Origin of the sequence: Rhodopseudomonas infernalis (assembly GCF_022271405.1) — a bacterium.
In the GTDB taxonomy this organism is placed as follows: domain Bacteria; phylum Pseudomonadota; class Alphaproteobacteria; order Rhizobiales; family Xanthobacteraceae; genus Rhodopseudomonas; species Rhodopseudomonas infernalis.
Genome location: NZ_JAJNAL010000001.1, coordinates 1 through 21,313 on the forward strand (window position 1 = coordinate 1; position 21,313 = coordinate 21,313).

The window sequence follows — 21,313 nt, forward strand, 5'->3', positions numbered from 1 at the left end:
CGAGTCGCGGACTCTCGGCCTCGCCGAGGCGCCCCCTCACCCGGATTGCTACGCAATCCGACCTCTCCCCGCCCGCGGGGAGAGGTGAAGCGGTGCCTACCGCTGATTACCGGCCCGCCGCCGCGACCTCGCCCTTGATGACGTCGCCGAAGCGCTGCCAGCGTTCGCCCTTGAAGCTCATCATCTGGAACTGATCGATCGGTGCGAAGTCGGTCGGCGAGGTGTTGACGGTGACGCCCGGCAGCAGGCCGTCGAGCTTGACGTCCTTCAGGTTCGCCGCCTGCTTCATCAGGTTCTCGCGGGTCAGCTCGTCGCCGCACATCCTGAGCGCTTCGGCCATGGTCTGGGCGATGCTGTAGCCGGACATGGCGGTGCTCGCCATCGTCTTGCCTTCAGGGAGATACTTGTCGAGGAAGGCATGAAATTTCTTCATGCCCGGATCGTCGTTCCACTGCGGATCGACCGGGTCCTTGGCGAAGGTCGCCGACACCAGATCCTGCGCGTTATCGAGGCCGGCCGGCTTCAGCACAGTGCCGAGCGAGGACGACGCGTTCGGCACGATATGCAGCGGCTTCCAGCCGAGTTCGGCCAGCTTCTTGATCGTCTGCGCGGCGAACTTGCCGGTGGCGAAGGTCAGCAGCGTGTCGGCGCCGGACGCCTTCAGCTTGACGATGTGCGAGTCGACCGTCGGCTCGGACACTTCATAGCTCGACTCCGCGACGATCATCGACGCGGCCTTGGCCCCGAGACCTTCCTTCAGGCCGCGGACGTAGTCCTTGCCGAAATCGTCGTTCTGGTAGAACACCGCGATCTTGGCGTCGGGCTTCTCCTTCAACAGATACTTCGCATAGGCGGCGGCTTCGGCCTCGTAGCTCGGCAGCCAGCCCATCGTCCACGGGAACTGCTTCGGATCGTTCCAGCGCGACGCGCCGGTGGCGAGGAACAGCTGCGGCGTCTTCTTGGCGTTGAGATATTTCTGAATGGCGGCGTTCGCCGCGGTGCCGACATTGCCGAACACCGCCATCACCTCGTCGCTCTCGACCAGCTTGCGGGTCTGCTCGACCGTCTTCGGCGGCGAGTAGGCGTCGTCGTAGGAGATCACGGCGACCTTGCGGCCGTTGATGCCGCCTTCCTCGTTGATCATGGTGAAATAGGCCGTGTAGGTCTTGCCGAGAATGCCGTAGGCGGACGCCGGGCCGCTGTAGGGCACGGTGTTGCCGAGCTTGATCTCGGTGTCGCTGGCGCCGGGGCCGTACTTCTTCTGCGCCAGTGCGGGGTTTGCGGCCAGCATCGCGATCGCAGCCGCGACCGCTGCCACGGACGTCGTTGTCTTACGCATTTTTGATCCTTCTTCTTGCGTTTCCTCGATGCGGCTGGTGCCGCGCGAAGCTGTCCCGTTGACCGGGGTTGTGTCGGCGCGTCAGAGGCGCGCGTCGTTCATGTCGTGTTGGTCGCGGTCGCGCTGCCCTGCTCCGCAAGCGCCCTTACGTCGGCGGCGGCAGTCTGGACGTGACGCTTCACCAGCGCCGCGGCGGCCGCTTCGTCACGCGCCTCGACGGCGTCGACGAAGGCGCGGTGATCGTCGAGCGAACGACGGCGGATCGCGGCGGAATCGAAGTAGCGCCGCCGCCAGGTCGTGCTCATCAGCATCAGCGGCGTCAGCGTGCGCACCAGAATGCGGTTCTGGCTGGCGGCGACGAGGGCAAGATGGAACTCGACATCGGCGTCGGACGGATTGCCGTCCGCGTCGATAATCGCCGCATAGGCATCGAGCAGCCGGCGCAGCTTCGTCAGGTCGGCCTCGGTGCGCCGCTGGCAGGCAAGCCGCAACGCCTGCTCCTCGCAGATGATCCGCGCCTCGGTGACGTCCCGCGTCACCTGCGGATCGAACGCCAGCCCGAGATCGGCCTGCAGCACCAGCGTGTCGAGGCCGCCGTCCTCGACCGCATTACGGAGGAAGATACCCGATTTAGGCTTGCGCTCGGTGATGCGCATCGCATCCAGCACCGCCAGCGCCTCGCGCACCGAACTGCGTGCGACCCCGAACCGCTCCGACAATTCCCGCTCCGACGGCAGCCGGTCGCCCTTCGCCAGCCGGTGGTGCTGGACGAATTCGAGTGTCTTGCGGACCGTCGTGGAGGTTTCGGAACTGAGCTGCGAGGCCATAATTGACCCTACCAATCTGGTCTGACCAGATCAAGGCGCGCGCCTGCGGCGGATTGCACCGGAGCCCAAACGAAGAACGGGACCGCGTTGCCACGGTCCCGTTGTTATCTCTATGCGTATCGATACTTCGCCCCGAGCTCGGCGCGCTCCCTCGCCCCGCTCTTCGCGGGGAGAGGGCTGGGGTGAGGGGCGACACGAGTGGCTGACTCTCGGCTTTACCGAGGCGCCCCCTCACCCGGATTGCTGCGCAATCCGACCTCTCCCCGCATGCGGGGAGAGGTGACTAACACGCTTAGTTCTTGCTCTTGTCGACCAGCGCGCCCTTCTTGATCCAGGGCATCATCTCGCGCAGCTTGGCGCCGACTTCCTCGATCGGGTGGGCGGCGAGCTTGGCGCGGGTGGCCTTGAACGAGGTCTGGTTGACCTTGTTCTCGAGCATCCAGTTGCGGGTGAAGATGCCGTTCTGGATGTCGGCCAGCACCCGCTTCATCTCCGCCTTGGTCTCGGCGGTGACGATGCGCGGGCCGGTGACGTATTCGCCGTATTCCGCGGTGTTGGAGATCGAGTAGTTCATGTTGGCGATGCCGCCTTCATAGATCAGGTCGACGATCAGCTTCACTTCGTGCAGGCACTCGAAATAGGCCATCTCCGGCGCGTAGCCGGCTTCCACCAGCGTCTCGAAGCCGGCCTTGATCAGCTCGACCAGACCGCCGCACAGCACCACCTGCTCGCCGAACAGATCGGTCTCGCACTCTTCCTTGAACGAGGTCTCGATGATGCCGGCGCGGCCGCCGCCGATCGCCGAGGCGTAGCTGAGGCCGAGGTCGTGGGCGTTGCCCGACGGATCCTGGTGGATCGCGATCAGGCTCGGCACGCCGCCGCCGCGCTGATATTCCGAACGCACGGTGTGGCCCGGGCCCTTCGGCGCGACCATCAGCACGTCGAGATCGGCGCGCGGCTCGATCAGGTTGAAGTGGACGTTGAGGCCGTGGGCGAACAGCAGCGCCGCGCCCTTCTTCATGTTGTCGTGCAGATGCTCGCGATAGATGTCGCCCTGCAACTCGTCGGGCGTCAGCATCATGATCACGTCGGCCCACTTGGCGGCCTCGGCGACTTCGAGCACCTTGAAGCCGGCGTTCTCGGCCTTCTGCGCCGTGGCCGAGCCCTTGCGCAGCGCGATCGCGACTTCCTTGACGCCGGAATCCTTCAGGTTCAGCGCGTGGGCGTGGCCCTGGCTGCCGTAGCCGACAATGGCGACCTTCTTGCCCTTGATCAGGTTCAGGTCGGCGTCGCGATCGTAGTAAACTCGCATCCTCGTTCCTCGTGTTCGGCGGCCCGTCCCGCCCGTGCTGTGGTGATCGGGCCGTCCCGGCCGACCTTCGAATTGCTGCTGGTTTCTAGGGCGATGGGTGCCCGGAAACAAGCCCGTGGCGGCGAATTGTGGCCGTTTGCGGCGTCATGGCTGCCGCGGCGCAAAACGGCGGCTTACGACTTTGGGGTGAAGCGTCAGGCGGTTTCGGGCAGCCCCGGCTTGGCGCGGCCGAACAGCAGCATGATCGCCAGCCCGGCGACCACGATCAGCATCCCGGCCAGCCGCAGCGGCCCGAAGGTCTCACCGAACACCAGGCTCGACGCCCCCGCCCCGATGAACGGCACCAGCAGCGCGAACGGCACCACCTGAGCGGCGCTGTAGGCGTGCAGCAGCCGGCCCCAGATCCAGTAGCCGACCGTGGTCGAGCCGATCGACAGCGACAGCATCGCCGCTATCACGCCGGGCGACAGATGCGTCAGCTCGTGCCAGATCGCCGTGCCGCCGTCGGCGACCCAGGCGGCGAGCGCCAGCGGCGGCAGCGACGCCGCACTGATCCAGGCGAACAGATCGAGCATCGGCACGCCCTGCGCGCGGCGCAGCAACAGATTGGAGAACGCGAACGCGATCGGCGCCGTCATGGTGACGCCGAAGGCCAGCAGCGTGAAATCGTAGCCGACGGTGAAGCAGATCATCAGCAGGCCGCAGGCGGCAACGCCGATGCCGATCAGCTGCACCCGTGTCGGCCGCTCGTTCAGCAACACCGCGGCGAACGCGATGGTGAACAGCGCCTGGCTCTGCACGATCACCGCGGTGAGTCCCGCCGGCACGCCCTGCGAAAGGCCCCAGCTCTGGGTGAGATACTGCCACACCAACAGCAGGCTGATGCCGATCCACACCGGCAGCGCCAGCTTCGGCCGCGGCAGCACCAGGCACGGCAGCGCGGTGATGGCGAAGCGCAGCAGATTGAGCACCGTCGGCGACATTTCGGTCAGCGCATAGCGCGTGAACACGAAGCCGAGGCCCCAGATCAAGGCGACTAGGAATGCGAGCGCCGTGTCGGCAGGCTTCATGCGGTCTCCGCCCTGGATCGGCCGCACCTATGCGCCGTTCCGCGGTTCGTAGCCGATCGCACCACGCCGCGTCACCCATCACCGTTGCGGGCCTGCATCCCGCGCAACGATGACGCATCGCGATCACGGAACGAAACCCGGCAAACGTCCGTTGGCCCCATAACGCCGGCTCGACCGCAACGGCCGCCGGCCGAATAACAAGAGGATTCCCCCCGATGACGCTCATTCCGCACAACGCCCTCATCGTCGTGGCCGACGGCGGCGGCGCCAAGCTGCTGCGCAACGCCGGCAAACCCGGCGCCGTCTCGCTCCGCGAAGAGCGTCAGCTGACGCCTACGAACCTCGACGATGACGGCCCGTCGGGGTCCCGTCCGGAAGACCAGACCCAGAGCCAGACCGACGAAGCGACCTTCGCCAAACAGCTCAGCCTGCTGATCAACAAAATGAAACTGAACGGCGAGTTCGAACACCTGGTGCTGATCGCCGACCCGCAGACACTCGGCCAGATCCGCCCGATCCTGCACAAGACCGTGGAAGCCGCGATGATACGCTCGCTGGCGAAGGACTACACCAACAGCTCGTTCGAAGACATCGCCGAGGCGCTCGCGGCGTAGCGGCCGCGAAACTTCTGCGTCAGCGCCAAGACCGGCACTTTGCGTCCGGAAAGGCTACATCCCCTCCGCGCCGCGGCTAATCGCTGCGACGCCGGTGCGGACGACTTCGACGAGGCCGAGCGGGCGCATCAGTTCGACGAACTGATTGATCTTCGAACTGTTGCCGGTGATCTCGAACACGAAGCTCTCGGTCGAAGCGTCGATCACCCGGGCGCGAAACGCTTCGGCGAGGCGCAGCGACTCGACGCGGTGGTCGCCGGTGCCGCGCAGTTTGACCATCGCCAGTTCGCGCTCGATCGAGCGGCCGGTCAGCGTCATGTCGACGACGCGATACACCGGCACCATGCGGTCGAGCTGATGCTTGATCTGCTGGATCACCATCGGCGTGCCGGTGGTGACGATGGTGACGCGCGACAAATGTTTCTGGTTTTCGGTTTCCGAGACGGTGAGGCTCTCGATATTGTAGCCCCGCCCGGAGAACAGTCCGATCACCCGCGCCAGCACGCCGGGCTCGTTCTGCACCAGCACAGATAGCGTATGCGTCTCGTTCGGGTCCTGGCGCTCTTCCATGAAGTAAGCGGATGCGGGCTGGGTCATCTCAATTCCCTGTCAATCTCGGGTCCGGTTGCGTCGGACAATTTCGGTTGCGCGCAGCGCCGCCCCACCCTTTGCCGTCATCCCCGCGAAAGCGGGGATCCAGTATTCCAGAGCCTCGGCTTAACAACACGCGCTCTGGAATACTGGGTCGCCCGGTCGAGCCGGGCGATGACGGCGGAGCAAGGAGCACCGCCGTTGGTAACAATCACCTCAGACCGATCACCTCACACCAGCGCCTTGCCGCCGGCGAAGGCGGCGGCGGTGGCTTCGTCGGTGGCTTCGGCGGGCAGCAGCATCTCGTTGTGCGCCTTGCCCGACGGGATCATCGGGAAGCAGTTCTCCAGCGCCGCGACGCGGCAGTCGAACAGCACCGGCTTCTTCACCTTGATCATGTCCATGATCGCGCCGTCGAGATCGGCCGGCTTGAACACCTGCATGCCGACGCCGCCATAGGCCTCGGCGAGCTTGACGAAGTCCGGCATCGCCTCGGTGTAGGAATGCGACAACCGGTTGCCGTGCAGCAGTTGCTGCCACTGCCGGACCATGCCCATGTACTGATTGTTGAGGATGAAGATCTTGATCGGCAGTTCGTACTGCACCGCCGTCGCCATCTCCTGCATCGTCATCTGCACCGAGGCATCGCCGGCGATGTCGATCACCAGGCTGTCGCGATGCGCGACCTGGACGCCGAGCGCCGCCGGCAGGCCGTAGCCCATGGTGCCGAGGCCGCCCGAGGTCATCCAGCGCTTGGGCTGTTCGAAGCCGTAGAACTGCGCCGCCCACATCTGATGCTGGCCCACTTCGGTGGTGATGTAAGTGTCGCGGCCTCGCGTCGCTTCATACAGCCGCTGGATCGCGTATTGCGGCATGATCACGTCGCTGTTCTTCTTGTAGGCCAGCGAATTGCGCGCGCGCCAGGTCGCGACCTGGTGCCACCACGCCTTGATGTCGGGCTTCTTCACTTCGGCCTTGAACAGCGCCAACAAATCCGTGAGCACGCTGGCGACGTCGCCGATGATCGGGACGTCGACGCGGATGTTCTTGTTGATCGACGACGGGTCGATGTCGATGTGGATCTTCTTGGCATTCGGCGCGAATGCGTCGGTGCGGCCGGTGATGCGGTCGTCGAAGCGCGCGCCGATGCACAGCATGACGTCGCAACCGTGCATCGTCATGTTGGCCTCGTACGTGCCGTGCATGCCCAGCATGCCGAGCCAGTTTTTGCCGGATGCCGGATACGCGCCGAGCCCCATCAGCGTCGAGGTGATCGGGAAATCGGTGACCTCGACCAGTTCGCGCAGCAGCCGGCAGGCCTCGTCGCCGGAATTGACCACGCCGCCGCCCGAATAGATCACCGGCCGCTGTGCGCCCGCGAGCAATGCCAGCGCCTTGCGGATCTGGTTCGGGTCACCCTTGGTGATCGGCTTGTAGGAGACGTGGACGTCGTCCTTGCGCGGCGGATGATAGGTGCCGGTGGCGAACTGCACGTCCTTCGGCACGTCGACCACGACCGGTCCCGGACGGCCCGAAGTCGCGACGTAGAACGCCTCGTGCAGCACGCGCGCCAGATCCTTGATGTCGCGCACCAGCCAATTGTGCTTGGTGCACGGCCGGGTGATGCCGACGGTGTCGCATTCCTGGAACGCGTCGTTGCCGATCAGATGCGTCGGCACCTGCCCCGTGATGCAGACGATCGGGATCGAATCCATCAGCGCGTCGGCGAGCGGCGTCACCATGTTGGTGGCGCCCGGCCCCGAGGTCACCAGCACGACGCCCGGCTTGCCGGTCGAGCGCGCATAGCCCTCGGCGGCGTGGCCGGCGCCCTGCTCGTGGCGAACCAGGATGTGCTGCACGTCGGACTGCTGGAAGATCTCGTCATAGATCGGAAGCACCGCGCCGCCGGGATAGCCGAAGATGTGTTCGACGCCGTGATCCTTCATCGCGCGGACGATCATCGCGGCGCCGGTCATCTGGTTCGGATCGTGGCTGGTGCTATCGCTCATGGTGGGCTCCGGAGGCGCTGTGTGGCGCTGACGTTCGGGTGGTTCGGACAAGCTGAAGTCGAAGCGTACGGACAATAAAAAAGGGCCCTTCAAAGGCCCTCAGCGCACCGTCCGTTCGCGGGGTGGAGTTTATCCACCCCCGGCGGTGCGCCTGGGTACGATAACGAGAAGCAGATCGGAAATTTTGTGTCGCATGTGTCGGCTCAGCTTCCCAAAGGTTGCGCGGGACCATACCCCCGAAACCTCGAATGTCAAGGCGTGTGACCGCCGTAAGGATCACACCTTAGCCGGATCTCGGCACTGTCTTGAGATATAGGTCAATCTATCGCACCTTCGTGAACGGTACCGACTATTGATCTTTGATTATCCCGACTTCCGTATTGTAGCAGTTCGAAAGGCTGCTGAGATCGCCGTCTCGTGAGTTTCGATTTCAACTACTGTTTCCGAAATTAGTGGTTGCGAAACCGTCGTTGCCTTCTTTCTTGGACGCTCAAGTACGGTACTATGAGTGGCAAGGGAGTGAATGCGCGTCCAAAAATAATCATCGTACGGCCTCAAGTCGGTCCACTCTTTCCCGCCAAGCCGATATGTCCAAAGCTTACCAATAATCGCCGCGATCCAATCGGCAGCCTGGATATTTTGATTGAGGTGACTTTCCACTTCGAAGGGTGGGCTAGCAAGATGTCGTGCGGGATCACGGCCATACATTGTCTTCACCGCCGTTTCCAAGAGCTCTCGCCGAGCGGAGTGCTCATCAACGACAATTACAAAGTTCTTGTTCTGCTCAGCGCAATAAGCCTCCAGTTTACGGATCGCATCTGAAAAAACAGTCTTGTACAAACCGTTTGGGTTCACATCTTCAGTTGCCGTGATCTTCTCTCGACCATGATAGAAGATCTTCCCGCCACACTTCCTTACTCTATTTAGAATACGGAAGGTTGTCTGCCTGATTTCGGGATAGAGTACTATGGACTTCGCGGTATACAGATTCGAGCCATGCTTTTCCCATTCGTACGCTGGCTTCTTTGATTTCTTGATCTCGAAGTTGAGGAGTTCTTCTTTTCTTTGAAGAAAGAATGATGCGAATGGGCGGATTGCCTCTTCGGGGAAAATGATTCCCCCAATCCCAAAGATAGGGCTACTGTTGAACTTGGGATGAGCCCTACTAAAATAAGGCCCTACGTGTCCAAACTCGTCGAGATAAACGAACAGCATCCGAGTTGTGTATCACAACACGTTAGAAACGCGGAAGCCCGCGCTTGGGTTGTGCGCGGGCCCCGGAACGGACGCGAGTCGGTAAACCAATCGCGTCCCGAAGCTTTTATAATTGCTCCTTAGTCCCTTCGCAAGGGGCCTTACAGCTTTGCAACGAAATGGTTAGGGGTCCGTTCCGTACTTGTAAGCACATGAATATTAATGGAAAATCATTCCATCATTCGTAGCGCGTCAGCAGCCTCCGCCGGCTCCACCCAACGAAACTCCGGCAACTGATGCCGAAACCAGGTGAATTGCCGCTTGGCGTAGTGCCGCGTGTCGGCCGCGCCGATCACCGCCGCTTCCTGCAGCGACAGCTCGCCGCGCAGATGCCGGATCAATGCCGGCACGCCATGGGCCTTCATCGCCGGCAGCAGCGGATCGAGTTGGCGATCGGCCAGCGCCGCGACCTCGTCCAGCGCGCCCGCCTGCAGCATCGCGGCGAATCGGGCGTCGATTCGCGCGTAGAGCGCCTCCCGGTCCGGCGCCAGAAACAAAGCCGCCACGCCGTCCGGCGGCAGCAGCGGCGGGGACGTCTCGCCGTGCCAGTCCGCCAACGGCCGACCGGTCGCCAGCACCACTTCCAGCGCGCGGGCGATCCGCGAGCGATCCGCCGGCGCCAGCCGTTCGGCCGCGGCCATGTCATGCCGGGCGAGTTCGGCATGCAGCGCCACCACGCCGTCGCGGTCGAGCCGCAGCCGTACCGCGTCGCGCACCTCTGCGGGAACCGGCGGCACCGCCGACAGCCCGTGCGTCAACGCTTTGAAATAAAGCCCCGTCCCGCCGATGAAGATCGGCAGTCGCCCGGCCGCGCGGGCCTCGGCCAGCGGCCCGGCCGCGGCCTCGACGAAGGCCCCGGCAGAGAAGTTCACCGAGGCATCCACAGTGCCGTAGAGGCGGTGCGGAACCACCTCCTCCTCGTCGGGCGTCGGGCGGGCGGTGATAATGCGCAGGTCGCGATAGATCTGCATCGAATCGGTGTTGATAATGATGCCGTTCCGAGCCTGCGCCAGCCGCAGCGCGAGCGCCGACTTGCCGCTGGCGGTCGGCCCTGCGATAAGCACGGCCGCCGGCCGGCCGCCGGTCTGCCCCGGATGTCGCCCTTCCATGTCGCTCATCGCCACGCTCATCTGCAATCCGAACAATCCCGCGCTCGATTCGACCGTGATCGAGGGCGCGCGCGCCGTGCTGCCGCAGCCGAATGCGGCGCGCTGGCTGCACGACGAAGTCGCCGCCGACATATCCTTCGCCAGTGACGAAGACGCGCTGACGATCGCCGAGCGCCTGCGCGCCGCGCGCGAAGACCTGCCGATCGACATCGTCGTGCAGCCGGAAGCAACGCGGCGCAAGAAGCTTTTTCTCGCCGACATGGATTCGACCATGATCGGCCAGGAGTGCATCGATGAGCTCGCCGATTTCGCCGGGCTGAAAGACCACGTCGCTGCGATCACCGAACGCGCGATGCGCGGCGAGATCGAATTCGAGCCGGCGCTGCGCGAGCGCGTCGCGCTGCTCAAGGGCCTGCCGCTGGACGTGATCGACAAGGTGCTCGACACCAGGATCACGCTGACACCGGGCGGCCGCGCGTTGGTGCAGACGATGCGCGCGAACGGCGCCTACACCTGCCTCGTCTCCGGCGGCTTCACGCAGTTCACCCGCGTCGTCGCGGAGCGCCTCGGCTTCGCCGAGCATCGCGCCAACGAACTTCTCAGCGAAGACGGCAAGCTCGCCGGCCTGGTCGCCGAGCCGATCCTCGGCCGCGAAGCCAAGCTGGCGACGCTGCTGGCGCTGCGCGAATCTGACGATCTCGACGCCATCGACACGCTCGTCGTCGGCGACGGCGCCAACGATCTCGGCATGATCCAGGCCGCCGGCCTCGGCATCGCCTACCACGCCAAGCCCGCCGTCGCCGCCGCCGCCCACGGCCGCATCGACTTCGGGGACCTGACCGCGCTGCTGTACGCGCAGGGCTACAAGCGCGACGAATTCGTCAGCGATTAGTTCGCACGCGGAACAGTATCGTCGCTTCGATGAAGCGAAGCCTGCCTGCTCTCCATCGTGCCGAAGCGGCAGCGTAGCGCACGACCCCTCGCCCTCACGCCTCGTCATTCCGGGTTCACGCTACGCGCGCCCCGGAATGACCCGGTATTGCAGAGCGCTCGTTGCCGTGCCGTGCGCTCTCCGCGAACGCGCTTCAATACTGGCCCCTCCGCTTTCGCGAAGGATCACGGCTGCGCTGTTTGGAACCGCATAGGTCGAGCGGCGACACCTCGGCTCGTCCCAACTGGTACGTCTCGCATGGTCAATGCGTTGTTAACGGCGATCGCTCACCGCGCGCCGGATTTGCAGGAAAAGCGAACCTGAACCCTATGTTCACACCACTCGCGGCCACTCGCAAGAGGTAGTGACTGCGCCACACTTAACAGTTTCTCAGCATCGGCTGATCATAGTCGCGGCAACGAAGAAAGAATTCAACGAGTCACAGAAAATGGCAGAAGCTGTTTCAATGCCGCTGTTCGGCAAGATCATTTCGGTGCGCGGCTCGATGGCCCGCGCGGGCATCCTACCCGAAAGTCGGCTGTCGCAGGCCGCGATGCGCGCCACCGTCGGCCGCTTCATCAGCATCCGCGCGGCGACGTCGACGATCATCGCGATGATCACCGAAGTATCGTGTGAGGACGTCGTCGGCGACAGCTACATCGCCAGCGCGTCGGTCGATCTGCTCGGCGAGATTCTGCCCGGCCCGGTGCGACCGAAGTTTCAGCGCGGCGTCACCAGCTATCCGACGATCGGCGACGCGGTCCAGCCGATCAGCAGCGACGATCTGCGTATCGTCTACGCACCCTCCGGTTCCGACCAGATCGATGTCGGCACGCTGCAGCAGGACCCATCGGTGATCGCTTATGTCGACATCGAGGAGATGCTTTCGAAGCACTTCGCCGTCCTCGGCTCGACAGGCGTCGGCAAATCGACCGGCGTGTCGCTGCTGCTCAACGAGATTCTGAAATCGCGGCCCACGCTGCGCCTCTTCCTGCTCGACGTGCACAACGAATACGGTCGCTGCTTCGGCGACAAGGCGCTGGTGCTCAATCCGCGCAACCTCAAGCTGCCGTTCTGGCTGTTCAATTTCGACGAGATCGTCGACGTGCTGTTCGCCGGACGGCCCGGCGTGCCGGAAGAGCTCGACGTGCTGGCCGAAGTGATCCCGATCGCCAAGGGCCTCTACGTACAATACACCAGCTCCGACCGCATCGGTCTGAAGCGCCTTGATCCCAAGTCGATCGGCTACACAGCCGATACGCCGGTGCCGTATCGGCTGGTCGACCTGATCTCGCTGATCGACGAGCGCATGGGCAAGCTCGAGAACCGCTCGTCGCGCATCGTCTATCACAAGCTGATCTCTCGCATCGAAACCGTGCGCAACGATCCGCGCTACGCCTTCATGTTCGACAACGCCAATGTCGGCGGCGACACCATGGCCGAAGTGATCAGCCATCTGTTCCGCCTGCCCGCCAATGGCAGGCCGATGACCATCATGCAACTCGCCGGCTTCCCCGCCGAAGTCGTCGACTCCGTGGTTTCCGTGCTGGCCCGGATGGCGTTCGATTTCGGGCTGTGGAGCGATGGCGTCTCGCCGCTGCTGTTCGTCTGCGAGGAAGCGCATCGCTACGCGAGCGCCGACCGCACCATCGGCTTCGGCCCGACCCGCAAGGCGGTGTCGCGTATCGCCAAGGAAGGCCGCAAATACGGCGTGTATCTCGGCCTGGTCACGCAACGCCCCGCCGAACTCGACGCCACTATCTTGTCGCAGTGCAACACACTGTTCGCGATGCGGCTCGCCAACGACCGCGATCAGTCGCTGCTGCGCTCGGCGGTTTCGGACGCAGCCGCCAACCTGTTGTCGTTCGTGCCGTCACTCGGCACCCGCGAAGTGCTGGCGTTCGGCGAAGGTGTTGCGCTGCCGACGCGGCTGCGCTTCAAGGAAGTTCCGTCGCAGCAAGTACCCCGCTCGGAAGCGGCGATCTCGACAGCGCCGTCCGCCGCCGCCGGTTACGACATACATTTCGTCGGCGCCGTGCTCGAACGCTGGCGCGGCGCGACCTCGCATCGCGACGTGCCCAACGATCAGGGCTTCACCGAGCGCCCACTGGCCCGCACCCTCGATGCACCGATGCTGCAGCCGTCGCTCGGCCTCGACCCGGATCGCTTCTCGCTGCTGAAAAAACCGTTGCGCTGAACCTTTCCACTTTCGTCATTGCGAGCCAACGGGTCGGCGCGAAGCGCCGCCCGATGACAGGCTCCGCGAAGCAATCCAGCTCGGTGCACGGAGCTGGATTGCTTCGTCGCTGCGCTCCTCGCAAACACCGGGTGACGGCGTTTCACGCTGGCACGCACTTTTCATCGATGTGATTGACTGCAATAGACTTGCCTCTAATGTTTCGCTGCGCATCCTTCAGCCCAGCGGATCTCATCAATGACCTCGCCTGCCGTCTCCCGCTTTCCCGTCCCTGCCCTCGCGGACATGCCCGAGGACATTCGCAGCCGGATCGTCGGCGTGCAGGAGAAGTCCGGCTTCGTCCCCAACGTCTTCCTGGCGCTCGCTGCGCGTCCGGACGAGTTCAGGGCGTTCTTCGCCTATCACGATGCGCTGATGGAAAAGGACAGCGGGCTCAGCAAGGCCGAGCGCGAGATGATCGTCGTGGCGACCTCGGCGGCCAATCAGTGCCAATATTGCGTGGTGGCGCACGGCGCGATCCTGCGCATCCGCGCCAAGAACCCGCTGATCGCCGATCAGATCGCCACCAACTATCGCAAGGCCGACATCACGCCGCGGCAGAAGGCGATGCTCGACTTCGCCATGAAGGTGAGCCGAGAGGCCGAGACCGTCGGCGAACCAGACTTCGAAGCGCTGAAGGCGCACGGCTTCGATGACGACGACATCTGGGACATCACCGCGGTCGCGGCGTTCTTCGCGCTGTCGAACCGGATGGCCAACGTCACCGCGATGCGGCCGAACGACGAATTCTATCTGATGGGCCGGCTGCCAAAGGCGTGACGCTCCGGCGCGCGGGAGATTGAGGTTTGCTGCCGTTCTCAGACATCGTGTTGCGGCTCGGCGTGGCGGCCCTTGCGGGCGGGCTGATCGGGCTCAATCGCGACCTGAAGGGCAAGCCGATCGGGATGCGGACGCTGTCCCTGGTCGGCCTCGCTTCGGCGCTGCTGGTGGCCGTCGCGGAGCAGTCGCTCGGGCAGGAGCGGATCGGCGATCCGACCTCGCGGGTGATCCAGGGCATTCTCACCGGGATCGGCTTTCTCGGCGCCGGCGTGATCGTGCACACCGGCCGACGCTCTCACGTGCATGGGCTGACCACCGCCGCCTGCGTCTGGCTCGCCGCCTGCATCGGCATCGCCTGCGGGTCGGGCCATTGGCTGATCGTCGGTGTCGCTCTGGTGATCGCCTTCGCGGTGCTGCTCGGCGGCCACGCCGTCGAAACCCGGTTGCATCGCCTGCTTGGCGGCAAAAGCGACGAGAAAGACTCGATCGCGCCGGAAGACTGAGCCCGGACCGCGACCGGTCGAGCCGAGCTCAATCGTCGAATGCTGGACCGCACCATCCGGGCAGATAGATCGCGTCCTTGCTCTTGGCCATCGCCAGAGATCGTTCGGTCGCCTTGGCGAAGTCGGAATCGACCGATTTGCTCGACATCCGCCGGCGCAGGAAATCCGCCCACAGGAATTCGCTGAACGGCGTGGTGTCCTTCGCATAGCCGCCGATCCGGCGCAGTTCGCCGGCGAGCGACCGGAACGGATCGTCCTTCAGCCCGGCGACGGTCTTCGGCAGATCCTTGTAATGATGCCGCTCGCCCTTGGCGTCGTAGGGATAGACCCAGCGCCGGCTGTCCAACACCACCCAGAACGCGTCGCGGTCGACCATGCTGAGGTCGGCTATCACCGTGATGGCCACGTCCTTGATGCCCTCTTCATGCAGCGCGCGCGCCAGATGATGGTGGTCGATCACGTAATGGCGCTTGCTGGGGCCAAGCACGACCGGGATCATATGCTCGGCCAGCCGCTGCTCTTCCTTCTTCTTGCTCGACGCATGCGCACGCCATCGCTGACGCTTCTCCTCGACTTCGCGCAGACCGACGGTCATCTGCGTCGGCCGCAGCGACAGGATCGGGATTGGATGCAGCACGGGTTCGCGCGGATTCGCCATGGTTGAACTCCTGATCTCCCAGCGACGCAGGCAATATGGCACGCCGGAACCCGTCCGTAACGCGTCATCCCCGCTGCGGATGCATGCGATCCGGCAACAGCGCTCCGGCAAGTTGCGGAGTTTGCGCGGCGCCTTACATCGACTAGGGTAACTAACAGGCTTCGCATCTGCCGCCGCAAGGGCCGGCCACCATGAAAAACCATCGCCTCAGCGTTCCCGACGACGACGAGCATCGCGTGCTGCAGTTTCGGCCGCGTACCCCGGCGGCAGGCAAGCCGGCCTCCCCGGCCGTGAAAGCCGCGCCGCTGCAGAACGATCTGTCACGGTACGAACAGCCGCACGATTCGGCGCAGGACGACTTTCGCCACCGTATGCTGACCAATCTCGCGGCATTGGCGTTTACAGTGGCGCTAGTGGTGGTCGGGTTTTGGCTCGCCACCAGCATTGCCGACCTGCGCAAGACGCAGGATTGTGTGTTGATGGGCCGGCGGGATTGCGCGACCCTGCCGTCGCCGCAGGGGTGATTCCCTGTCCTGCCTGACCGCAGGCCCCCGGCCGCTCTCCTGGGCGCTCCCATAGGCTGTGGCCCGCGTGCCATTGAACTCAGGGCAGCGCTCCGATATACGGGCTTCAACCTGTCGTTCCGAGCATGGCCGCGGCCGTTGCGCGCCTGCCATTTCCGGCACAATTTCAAAGGCTTAATGATGACTTCCACATTCGATCGGGTGGCTACCATCATCGCGGAAACCTGCGATATTCCGCGCGATACGATCACCCCGGAGAGCCATGCGATCGATGACCTGGGAATCGACAGCCTGGATTTCCTCGATATCGCGTTCGCGATCGACAAGGCATTCGGTATCAAACTGCCGCTCGAAAAATGGACCCAAGAGGTCAATGACGGCAAGGCGACGACCGAACAGTACTTCGTGCTGAAGAACCTCGCCGCGCGCATCGACGAGTTGGTCGCCGCCAAGGGCGCGTAGTGGCGGTCGAGAAGCCGCCACACCATGAACCTCGAATACTTCCATCTCATCGACCGGATCGCCGATCTTCATCTCGAAGAGCGCCGCATCACGGTCGAGGCGCGGGTGCCTGAGACGAGCACGATCTTCGAAGGCCACTTCCCCGGCTATCCGCTGATGCCGGGCGTGCTGCTGATCGAGACGATGGCGCAGAGTTCGGGCTGGCTGCTGATCGCGCTGATGCAGTTTCAGCGCATGCCGTTTTTGGCCGCCGTGAAGGAAGCCAAGATGCGCAGCTTCGTGACGCCGGGCGAGATGCTGACGATCGACGTCAGCGTGATCCACGAAGGCTCGGGCTACACCATGACCGAAGCGAACATCAAAGCCGGCGGCAAGCTCGCCTGTAACGCGACGCTGACCTTTCGCCATGTGTCCTTCCCGCATACGGATTTGCGCGGGCATATGGAGACCATGGCCAGGCAAATCGGATTTCCGGAGCAGATGATCCATGGCTGAGACATCGCATAAGCAACCGGCGGAAGCCTGGATCACCGGCATCGGCCTCGCCACCTCGCTGGCCGAAGGCCCCGACGCACATTGGGACGCGCTCAATCAGCGCCGCGTCAATGTCGATACCACCAGCTTCGCGCCCTACATCGTGCATCCGCTGGCGCCGCTGAGCTTCGACAAGCAGATCCCCAAAAAGGGCGATCAGCGCCAGATGGAAGCGTGGCAGCGGATCGGCACCTATGCGGCCGGCCTTGCGCTCGACTCCGCCGGCATCAAGGGCAACACCGAAATCCTGTCGCGGACCGACATGATCGTCGCGGCGGGCGGCGGCGAGCGCGATCTCTCGGTCGACTCGGCGGTGCTGAATTCCGACGCGCAGGGCGAGACGCCCGGCGTGCTCAACGAGCGACTGATGAACGATCTGCGCCCGACGCTGTTTCTGGCGCAGCTGTCGAACCTGCTCGCCGGCAACATCGCGATCGTGCACGGCGTCACCGGCTCGTCGCGCACCTTCATGGGCGAAGAGGAATCCGGCGTGGACGCCGCGCGGATCGCGCTGGCACGCATCGCTGCCGGGCAAAGCGACATCGCACTGATCGGCGCCGCCCAGAACGGCGAGCGCAAAGACCTGCTGATGCTTTACGAGTTCGGCGACTTCAACCTGAAGGACGCCTACGCGCCGGTGTTTGCACGCGGCCCCAAGGGCGGCTTCGCGCTCGGCTCCGGCAGCGCCTTCCTGGTGATCGAATCCAAAGCGCATGCGGAAGCACGCGGCGCCAAGCCGTATGCGCGGCTGACCAACGTCGTGGCCGACATGTCGCGCCGTCGCAACGCAGGCGACGTCACCGCCTCGATGCAGCAGCTGTGGGGCCAGCTCGGTACCATCCACGACGATGCCGCGATCATCACTGGCGCTACCGGTGCGAACGCGGTGACCGACGAGGAAGTCGCATTCTTGCGCGCGCAGAGCGGCCATCCGGTGCGCGCGACCGGCACAGCGTTCGGCCATGTCATGGAAGCGCAGTTCCCACTGGGCATTGCGCTGGCGGCGCTGTCGCTGTCGCGCGGCGGCCTGTTCGCCGCGAACGACCCGAGCGGCTTGGAGATTGAAACCACCAAGGCACCGGACCAGATTGTGGTGGTCGGCGCTGGCCATTGGCGCGGCGAAGGCATGGCGCTGGTCGAGGCGATCCGGTGAGCCTGATCGACCGAGCGAGGGGGATGCAATGACCGTCACGCACGACAAATTCGGAAGGCCGATCGTGGTCGTCACCGGCATGGGCGTCGTCACGTCGCTCGGCGCTGGCAAGACCGACAATTGGGCCAAGCTGACCGCCGGAGAATCCGGCATCCGCACCATCACCCGGTTTCCGATCGACGGGCTGAAGACCACGATGGCCGGGACCGTCGACTTCGTCCCGGTCGAGCCGTTCTCCTCCACCGTGCTCGGCGAGAAGCTCGCCGATCTCGCCACCGAGGAAGCGATCGCCCAGGCCGGCATCGGCCGCAAGGGTGACTTCCCCGGCCCGCTGTTCCTTGCGGTCGCGCCGGTCGAGCTGGAATGGCAGCCGCGCCAGGAGCTGGCGCGCGCCATCGGCGCCAACACGGCGATCGATTACGACGCCTTGCTCCGCGTGTCGGGCGGCGGCCGCTTTTCGCAGTATCACCACCGCTTTCTGTTCGGCTCGGTCGCCGATCACCTCGCCGACACCTTCGGCACCAAGGGTTCGCCGATCTCGCTGTCGACCGCCTGTGCGTCGGGCGCGAGCGCGATCCAGCTCGGCGTCGAGGCGATCCGGCGCGGCGAAGCCGACGCCGCGCTGTGCGTGGCGACGGATGGCTCGGTCAACGCCGAAGCGCTGATCCGCTTCTCGCTGCTGTCGGCGCTGTCGACCCAGAACGACGCGCCGCAAACCGCCTCCAAGCCGTTCGCCAAAAACCGCGACGGCTTCGTCATGGCGGAAGGCGCCGGCGCCCTGGTGCTGGAGAGCCTGGAAGCAGCCACGGCCCGCGGCGCCACGATCCTCGGCGTCATCGCCGGCTGCGGCGAGCTCGCCGACAACTTTCACCGCACCCGCTCGAGCCCGGATGGCAAACCGATTATCGGCTGCATCAACAAGACGCTGGCCGATGCCGGCATCGGTGTCGAGCAGATCGACTACATCAACGCTCACGGCACCGGCACGCCCGAGAACGACAAGATGGAGTATCTCGGCATCTCCAGCATGTTCGGCGAACGCGCGTCGACGATTCCGGTCTCCTCGAACAAGTCGATGGTCGGCCACACGTTGTCCGCCGCTGGCGCCGTCGAGGCGATCTTCTCGCTGCTGACGCTGGAGCATCAGCGGATCCCGCCGACCATCAACTACGACGTGCCCGACCCGGCGATCCCACTCGACGTGGTGCCGAACAAGGCGCGCGACGCTCGCGTCACCGCTGTGATGTCGAATTCGTTCGGCTTCGGCGGCCAGAACGCTTCCCTGATCCTGACGCGCGAACCGGTGTAGTCCGCGCTCCACTTCCGGAACACGACCATGCGCGCGCTCACTCTTGTTGCCGACCGCGACCTCGCGGTCGCAGATCTGCCGCCGCCCCCGCCCCCGGGCACTGGCGAAGTGCAGGTCCGCATCGCCGCGGTCGCGCTGAACCACATCGACGTCTGGGGCTATCGCGGCATGGCCTTCGTCAAGCGCAAGCTGCCGATCGTGGTCGGTGCCGAAGCGTCGGGCACGATCGAAGCGGTCGGCGAAGGCGTCAGCCGCTTCAAGCCCGGGCAGAAGGTCGTGATGTATGGCGCGCTGACCTGCGGGCACTGCAAGGCCTGCCAGGAAGGCCGCGACAATCTCTGCGAGAACGTCGGCGGACTGATCGGCTTCCACGTCGACGGCTTCGCCCGCGAGCTGATGAACATCGCCGATCGGCTGGTGATCCCGGTGCCGGACAGCGTCGAGCTGCGCGACGCCGCCTGCGCGCCGATCGCGTTCTCGACCGTCCAGCACATGCTGTTCGACAATGCCAAGCTGCAGCCCGGCGAAACCGTGCTGGTGCACGCCGGCGGCTCCGGCATCGGCACCGTCGCGATCATGATGGCGAAGGCGATCGGCTGCACGGTGATCACCACCGTCGGCGACGACAGCAAGATCGAGGGCGTCAAGAAGCTCGGCGCGGACCATGTGATCAACTATCGCAAGGATCGCTTCGAGCACGAGACCCGCAAGATCACCAAGAAGAAGGGCGTCGACGTCGTGTTCGAACACGTCGGTGCTGATACTTTCAACGGCTCGCTGCTGGTGATGAAGCGCGGCGGTCGTCTGGTAACGTGCGGCTCGACCTCCGGTCCGACCGCGACGATCAATCTGATGCAGCTATTCCAGCAGCAGTACCGCATCTTCGGCTCGTTCGGCGCGACGATGAAGAATATCGCCGAAAGCCTCGACAAGATGGCGGGCGGGATGCTGCCGGTGATCGACACCGAAGTGCCGCTCGACGACGTCGGTGCCGCGCTCAAGCGGATGGAAAGCCGCCAGGTGTTCGGCAAGATCATCGTCCGGTTCTGATGAAACTCGCCCTCTACCGCGCCAAGCTGCGTGCCCAACGCGCAGCCAAGACGGTGGTCGGCAAGGCCGCCGGCTCGGTGGCGATCGGCGCACTGCATCTGGCGCGAAAGTTCGATCCGGCCAAGACCGCCGACTTCTTCGGCGCGCTGGTCCGCAAGCTCGGCCCGCTGCTGCCGGAACAGCGCATCGGCCGCGACAATCTCACGGCCGCGTTCCCGGAGAAATCCGTTGACGAGATCGAGACGATCCTCGCCGGCGTCTGGGACAATCTCGGCCGCTCGGGCGCGGAGTTCGCCCACCTCGACTCCGTCTGGGACTACGACCCTGATCATCCCGAGCGCAGCCGCATCGAGGTGACGCCGCGCTCGCTCGAACTGTTCGAGCAGCTCCGCAGCGACGGCAAGCCGGCGCTGATCTTCGCCAGCCACCTCGGCAATTGGGAACTCCCCGCCGTTGCCGCGGTCGCGCACGGCCTCGACACCGCCGTGCTGTATCGCCGCCCCAACATCGAAGCTGCCGATCGCATCGTCGAGGAAATCCGGTCGGTCAAGATGGGGCAACTCATCGCGGCCGGCCGCACCGCGCCGTTCAAGCTGGCGCAGGCCCTGCAGGAGGGCAAGCACGTCGGGATGCTGATCGATCAGCATTTCTCCAACGGCGTCGACGTCACCTTCTTCGGTCGGACCTGTAAGGCCAACCCGATGCTGGCGCGGCTGCTGCGACAGATCGACTGCCCCGTGCACGGGGCGCGCGTGATCCGCATGCCGGACGGCAAGTTCCGCGCTGAACTTACTGAAGAAATTCAGCCCGTCCGCGACGCCACCGGCCAGATCGACATCCAGGGCACGATGCAAACCGTGACCGCGGTCATCGAAGGCTGGATCCGCGAAACGCCGGAACAATGGCTGTGGCTGCACCGCAGGTGGCGGTGAGCCGGACGTAGTTGGCACGCAGCAGGCCGCCACTAATTGGCGGCTTCGTTATCGGAATTTCGGACCAGTCCGCCGGGCTCATGGAGTTCCAGGACTAGTGAGCGAAATAGCTCTCG

General features: G+C 64.5%; 21 protein-coding genes. 12 read left to right on the forward strand and 9 right to left on the reverse strand.

From position 1 onward, the window contains the following. Positions 1 to 106 precede the first annotated feature (106 nt). From LPW26_RS00005 to LPW26_RS00020, 4 genes are all read right to left on the reverse strand, one after another. Entirely contained in the window at positions 107 to 1,339 is a 1,233-nt protein-coding gene (locus LPW26_RS00005) for an ABC transporter substrate-binding protein (RefSeq protein ID WP_238732186.1), read from the reverse strand. Between the two features lie 98 nt (positions 1,340 to 1,437). Then, a complete protein-coding gene (locus LPW26_RS00010) occupies positions 1,438 to 2,166 on the reverse strand; it encodes a FadR/GntR family transcriptional regulator (RefSeq protein ID WP_238732187.1) in 729 nt (242 codons plus the stop codon). Positions 2,167 to 2,458: 292 nt separating this feature from the next. Continuing rightward, positions 2,459 to 3,478: a ketol-acid reductoisomerase gene (gene ilvC / locus LPW26_RS00015; protein WP_238732188.1), complete on the reverse strand. Its 1,020-nt coding sequence runs from the start codon at positions 3,476 to 3,478 to the stop codon at positions 2,459 to 2,461. A 194-nt stretch (positions 3,479 to 3,672) separates the two neighbouring features. After that, a complete protein-coding gene (locus LPW26_RS00020) occupies positions 3,673 to 4,548 on the reverse strand; it encodes an EamA family transporter (protein WP_238732189.1) in 876 nt (291 codons plus the stop codon). A 215-nt stretch (positions 4,549 to 4,763) separates the two neighbouring features. Here LPW26_RS00020 and LPW26_RS00025 point away from each other — a divergent pair, with 215 nt between their 5' ends. Beyond that, on the forward strand, positions 4,764 to 5,162 hold the full coding sequence (locus tag LPW26_RS00025; protein ID WP_238732190.1) for a host attachment family protein: 399 nt from the start codon (positions 4,764 to 4,766) through the stop codon (positions 5,160 to 5,162). A gap of 54 nt (positions 5,163 to 5,216) precedes the next feature. Here LPW26_RS00025 and ilvN read toward each other — a convergent pair whose 3' ends face one another. The 4 genes from ilvN to miaA form a co-directional block, all read right to left on the reverse strand. Then, entirely contained in the window at positions 5,217 to 5,759 is a 543-nt protein-coding gene (ilvN, locus tag LPW26_RS00030; RefSeq protein ID WP_238732191.1) for an acetolactate synthase small subunit, read from the reverse strand. A gap of 224 nt (positions 5,760 to 5,983) precedes the next feature. Continuing rightward, on the reverse strand, positions 5,984 to 7,762 hold the full coding sequence (locus tag LPW26_RS00035) for an acetolactate synthase 3 large subunit (protein WP_238732192.1): 1,779 nt from the start codon (positions 7,760 to 7,762) through the stop codon (positions 5,984 to 5,986). A gap of 363 nt (positions 7,763 to 8,125) precedes the next feature. Then, positions 8,126 to 8,977: a DUF3800 domain-containing protein gene (locus tag LPW26_RS00040; protein ID WP_238732193.1), complete on the reverse strand. Its 852-nt coding sequence runs from the start codon at positions 8,975 to 8,977 to the stop codon at positions 8,126 to 8,128. A 209-nt stretch (positions 8,978 to 9,186) separates the two neighbouring features. Then, the gene (miaA, locus tag LPW26_RS00045) at positions 9,187 to 10,125 is read right to left on the reverse strand and encodes a tRNA (adenosine(37)-N6)-dimethylallyltransferase MiaA (protein ID WP_238732498.1); all 939 of its coding nucleotides are present in this window, start codon (positions 10,123 to 10,125) and stop codon (positions 9,187 to 9,189) included. On the opposite strand from miaA, the gene serB reads away from it, so the two are divergent. The 4 genes from serB to LPW26_RS00065 all read left to right on the forward strand — a co-directional run bounded on the left by serB (position 10,124) and on the right by LPW26_RS00065 (position 14,575). Continuing rightward, positions 10,124 to 11,017: a phosphoserine phosphatase SerB gene (serB, locus tag LPW26_RS00050; protein ID WP_238732194.1), complete on the forward strand. Its 894-nt coding sequence runs from the start codon at positions 10,124 to 10,126 to the stop codon at positions 11,015 to 11,017. The two genes, miaA and serB, sit on opposite strands and share 2 nt — an antisense overlap. Positions 11,018 to 11,504: 487 nt before the next feature. After that, positions 11,505 to 13,253 (forward strand): ATP-binding protein, encoded by a 1,749-nt coding sequence (locus tag LPW26_RS00055; protein WP_238732195.1) that lies wholly within the window; start codon positions 11,505 to 11,507, stop codon positions 13,251 to 13,253. Positions 13,254 to 13,490: 237 nt separating this feature from the next. Continuing rightward, the gene (locus tag LPW26_RS00060; protein ID WP_238732196.1) at positions 13,491 to 14,072 is read left to right on the forward strand and encodes a peroxidase-related enzyme; all 582 of its coding nucleotides are present in this window, start codon (positions 13,491 to 13,493) and stop codon (positions 14,070 to 14,072) included. Between the two features lie 26 nt (positions 14,073 to 14,098). Continuing rightward, a complete protein-coding gene (locus LPW26_RS00065) occupies positions 14,099 to 14,575 on the forward strand; it encodes an MgtC/SapB family protein (RefSeq protein WP_238732197.1) in 477 nt (158 codons plus the stop codon). A gap of 28 nt (positions 14,576 to 14,603) precedes the next feature. Here the strand turns inward: LPW26_RS00065 and LPW26_RS00070 are convergent, their stop codons facing one another. Beyond that, a complete protein-coding gene (locus LPW26_RS00070; RefSeq protein ID WP_238732198.1) occupies positions 14,604 to 15,233 on the reverse strand; it encodes a ParB-like protein in 630 nt (209 codons plus the stop codon). 191 nt (positions 15,234 to 15,424) lie between these two features. Between LPW26_RS00070 and LPW26_RS00075 the strand changes: the two genes are divergently transcribed. The 7 genes from LPW26_RS00075 to LPW26_RS00105 all read left to right on the forward strand — a co-directional run bounded on the left by LPW26_RS00075 (position 15,425) and on the right by LPW26_RS00105 (position 21,197). Then, a complete protein-coding gene (locus tag LPW26_RS00075; RefSeq protein WP_238732199.1) occupies positions 15,425 to 15,757 on the forward strand; it encodes a hypothetical protein in 333 nt (110 codons plus the stop codon). 180 nt (positions 15,758 to 15,937) lie between these two features. Beyond that, complete coding sequence (locus LPW26_RS00080) at positions 15,938 to 16,219, forward strand: acyl carrier protein (protein WP_054163491.1); 282 nt, start codon at positions 15,938 to 15,940, stop codon at positions 16,217 to 16,219. Between the two features lie 24 nt (positions 16,220 to 16,243). Further along, positions 16,244 to 16,714, forward strand: coding sequence for a 3-hydroxyacyl-ACP dehydratase FabZ family protein (locus LPW26_RS00085; protein ID WP_238732200.1), 471 nt, complete (start codon positions 16,244 to 16,246; stop codon positions 16,712 to 16,714). Beyond that, entirely contained in the window at positions 16,707 to 17,906 is a 1,200-nt protein-coding gene (locus LPW26_RS00090; protein ID WP_238732201.1) for a beta-ketoacyl-ACP synthase, read from the forward strand. The genes LPW26_RS00085 and LPW26_RS00090 overlap by 8 nt, the downstream gene beginning before the upstream one ends. Positions 17,907 to 17,934: 28 nt before the next feature. Next, positions 17,935 to 19,215: a beta-ketoacyl-ACP synthase gene (locus tag LPW26_RS00095; protein WP_238732202.1), complete on the forward strand. Its 1,281-nt coding sequence runs from the start codon at positions 17,935 to 17,937 to the stop codon at positions 19,213 to 19,215. Between the two features lie 27 nt (positions 19,216 to 19,242). Beyond that, positions 19,243 to 20,265 (forward strand): zinc-binding dehydrogenase, encoded by a 1,023-nt coding sequence (locus tag LPW26_RS00100; RefSeq protein ID WP_238732203.1) that lies wholly within the window; start codon positions 19,243 to 19,245, stop codon positions 20,263 to 20,265. Then, positions 20,265 to 21,197 (forward strand): lipid A biosynthesis lauroyl acyltransferase, encoded by a 933-nt coding sequence (locus tag LPW26_RS00105; protein WP_238732204.1) that lies wholly within the window; start codon positions 20,265 to 20,267, stop codon positions 21,195 to 21,197. Before LPW26_RS00100 ends, LPW26_RS00105 begins: the two co-directional genes overlap by 1 nt. Positions 21,198 to 21,313: the final 116 nt, after the last annotated feature.

What these genes read in the sequence shown, in the direction of transcription:
- LPW26_RS00100 (WP_238732203.1), top strand. Translation starts at nt 19,243, where the DNA reads ATGCGCGCGCTCACTCTTGTTGCCGACCGCGACCTCGCGGTCGCAGAT.
- LPW26_RS00040 (WP_238732193.1), bottom strand. Translation starts at nt 8,977, where the DNA reads ATGCTGTTCGTTTATCTCGACGAGTTTGGACACGTAGGGCCTTATTTT.
- LPW26_RS00060 (WP_238732196.1), top strand. Translation starts at nt 13,491, where the DNA reads ATGACCTCGCCTGCCGTCTCCCGCTTTCCCGTCCCTGCCCTCGCGGAC.
- LPW26_RS00070 (WP_238732198.1), bottom strand. Translation starts at nt 15,233, where the DNA reads ATGGCGAATCCGCGCGAACCCGTGCTGCATCCAATCCCGATCCTGTCG.
- LPW26_RS00075 (WP_238732199.1), top strand. Translation starts at nt 15,425, where the DNA reads ATGAAAAACCATCGCCTCAGCGTTCCCGACGACGACGAGCATCGCGTG.
- LPW26_RS00055 (WP_238732195.1), top strand. Translation starts at nt 11,505, where the DNA reads ATGGCAGAAGCTGTTTCAATGCCGCTGTTCGGCAAGATCATTTCGGTG.
- LPW26_RS00005 (WP_238732186.1), bottom strand. Translation starts at nt 1,339, where the DNA reads ATGCGTAAGACAACGACGTCCGTGGCAGCGGTCGCGGCTGCGATCGCG.
- LPW26_RS00085 (WP_238732200.1), top strand. Translation starts at nt 16,244, where the DNA reads ATGAACCTCGAATACTTCCATCTCATCGACCGGATCGCCGATCTTCAT.
- LPW26_RS00035 (WP_238732192.1), bottom strand. Translation starts at nt 7,762, where the DNA reads ATGAGCGATAGCACCAGCCACGATCCGAACCAGATGACCGGCGCCGCG.
- LPW26_RS00105 (WP_238732204.1), top strand. Translation starts at nt 20,265, where the DNA reads ATGAAACTCGCCCTCTACCGCGCCAAGCTGCGTGCCCAACGCGCAGCC.
- ilvN (WP_238732191.1), bottom strand. Translation starts at nt 5,759, where the DNA reads ATGACCCAGCCCGCATCCGCTTACTTCATGGAAGAGCGCCAGGACCCG.
- LPW26_RS00080 (WP_054163491.1), top strand. Translation starts at nt 15,938, where the DNA reads ATGACTTCCACATTCGATCGGGTGGCTACCATCATCGCGGAAACCTGC.
- LPW26_RS00020 (WP_238732189.1), bottom strand. Translation starts at nt 4,548, where the DNA reads ATGAAGCCTGCCGACACGGCGCTCGCATTCCTAGTCGCCTTGATCTGG.
- LPW26_RS00090 (WP_238732201.1), top strand. Translation starts at nt 16,707, where the DNA reads ATGGCTGAGACATCGCATAAGCAACCGGCGGAAGCCTGGATCACCGGC.
- LPW26_RS00025 (WP_238732190.1), top strand. Translation starts at nt 4,764, where the DNA reads ATGACGCTCATTCCGCACAACGCCCTCATCGTCGTGGCCGACGGCGGC.
- ilvC (WP_238732188.1), bottom strand. Translation starts at nt 3,478, where the DNA reads ATGCGAGTTTACTACGATCGCGACGCCGACCTGAACCTGATCAAGGGC.
- miaA (WP_238732498.1), bottom strand. Translation starts at nt 10,125, where the DNA reads ATGGAAGGGCGACATCCGGGGCAGACCGGCGGCCGGCCGGCGGCCGTG.
- LPW26_RS00095 (WP_238732202.1), top strand. Translation starts at nt 17,935, where the DNA reads ATGACCGTCACGCACGACAAATTCGGAAGGCCGATCGTGGTCGTCACC.
- serB (WP_238732194.1), top strand. Translation starts at nt 10,124, where the DNA reads ATGTCGCTCATCGCCACGCTCATCTGCAATCCGAACAATCCCGCGCTC.
- LPW26_RS00010 (WP_238732187.1), bottom strand. Translation starts at nt 2,166, where the DNA reads ATGGCCTCGCAGCTCAGTTCCGAAACCTCCACGACGGTCCGCAAGACA.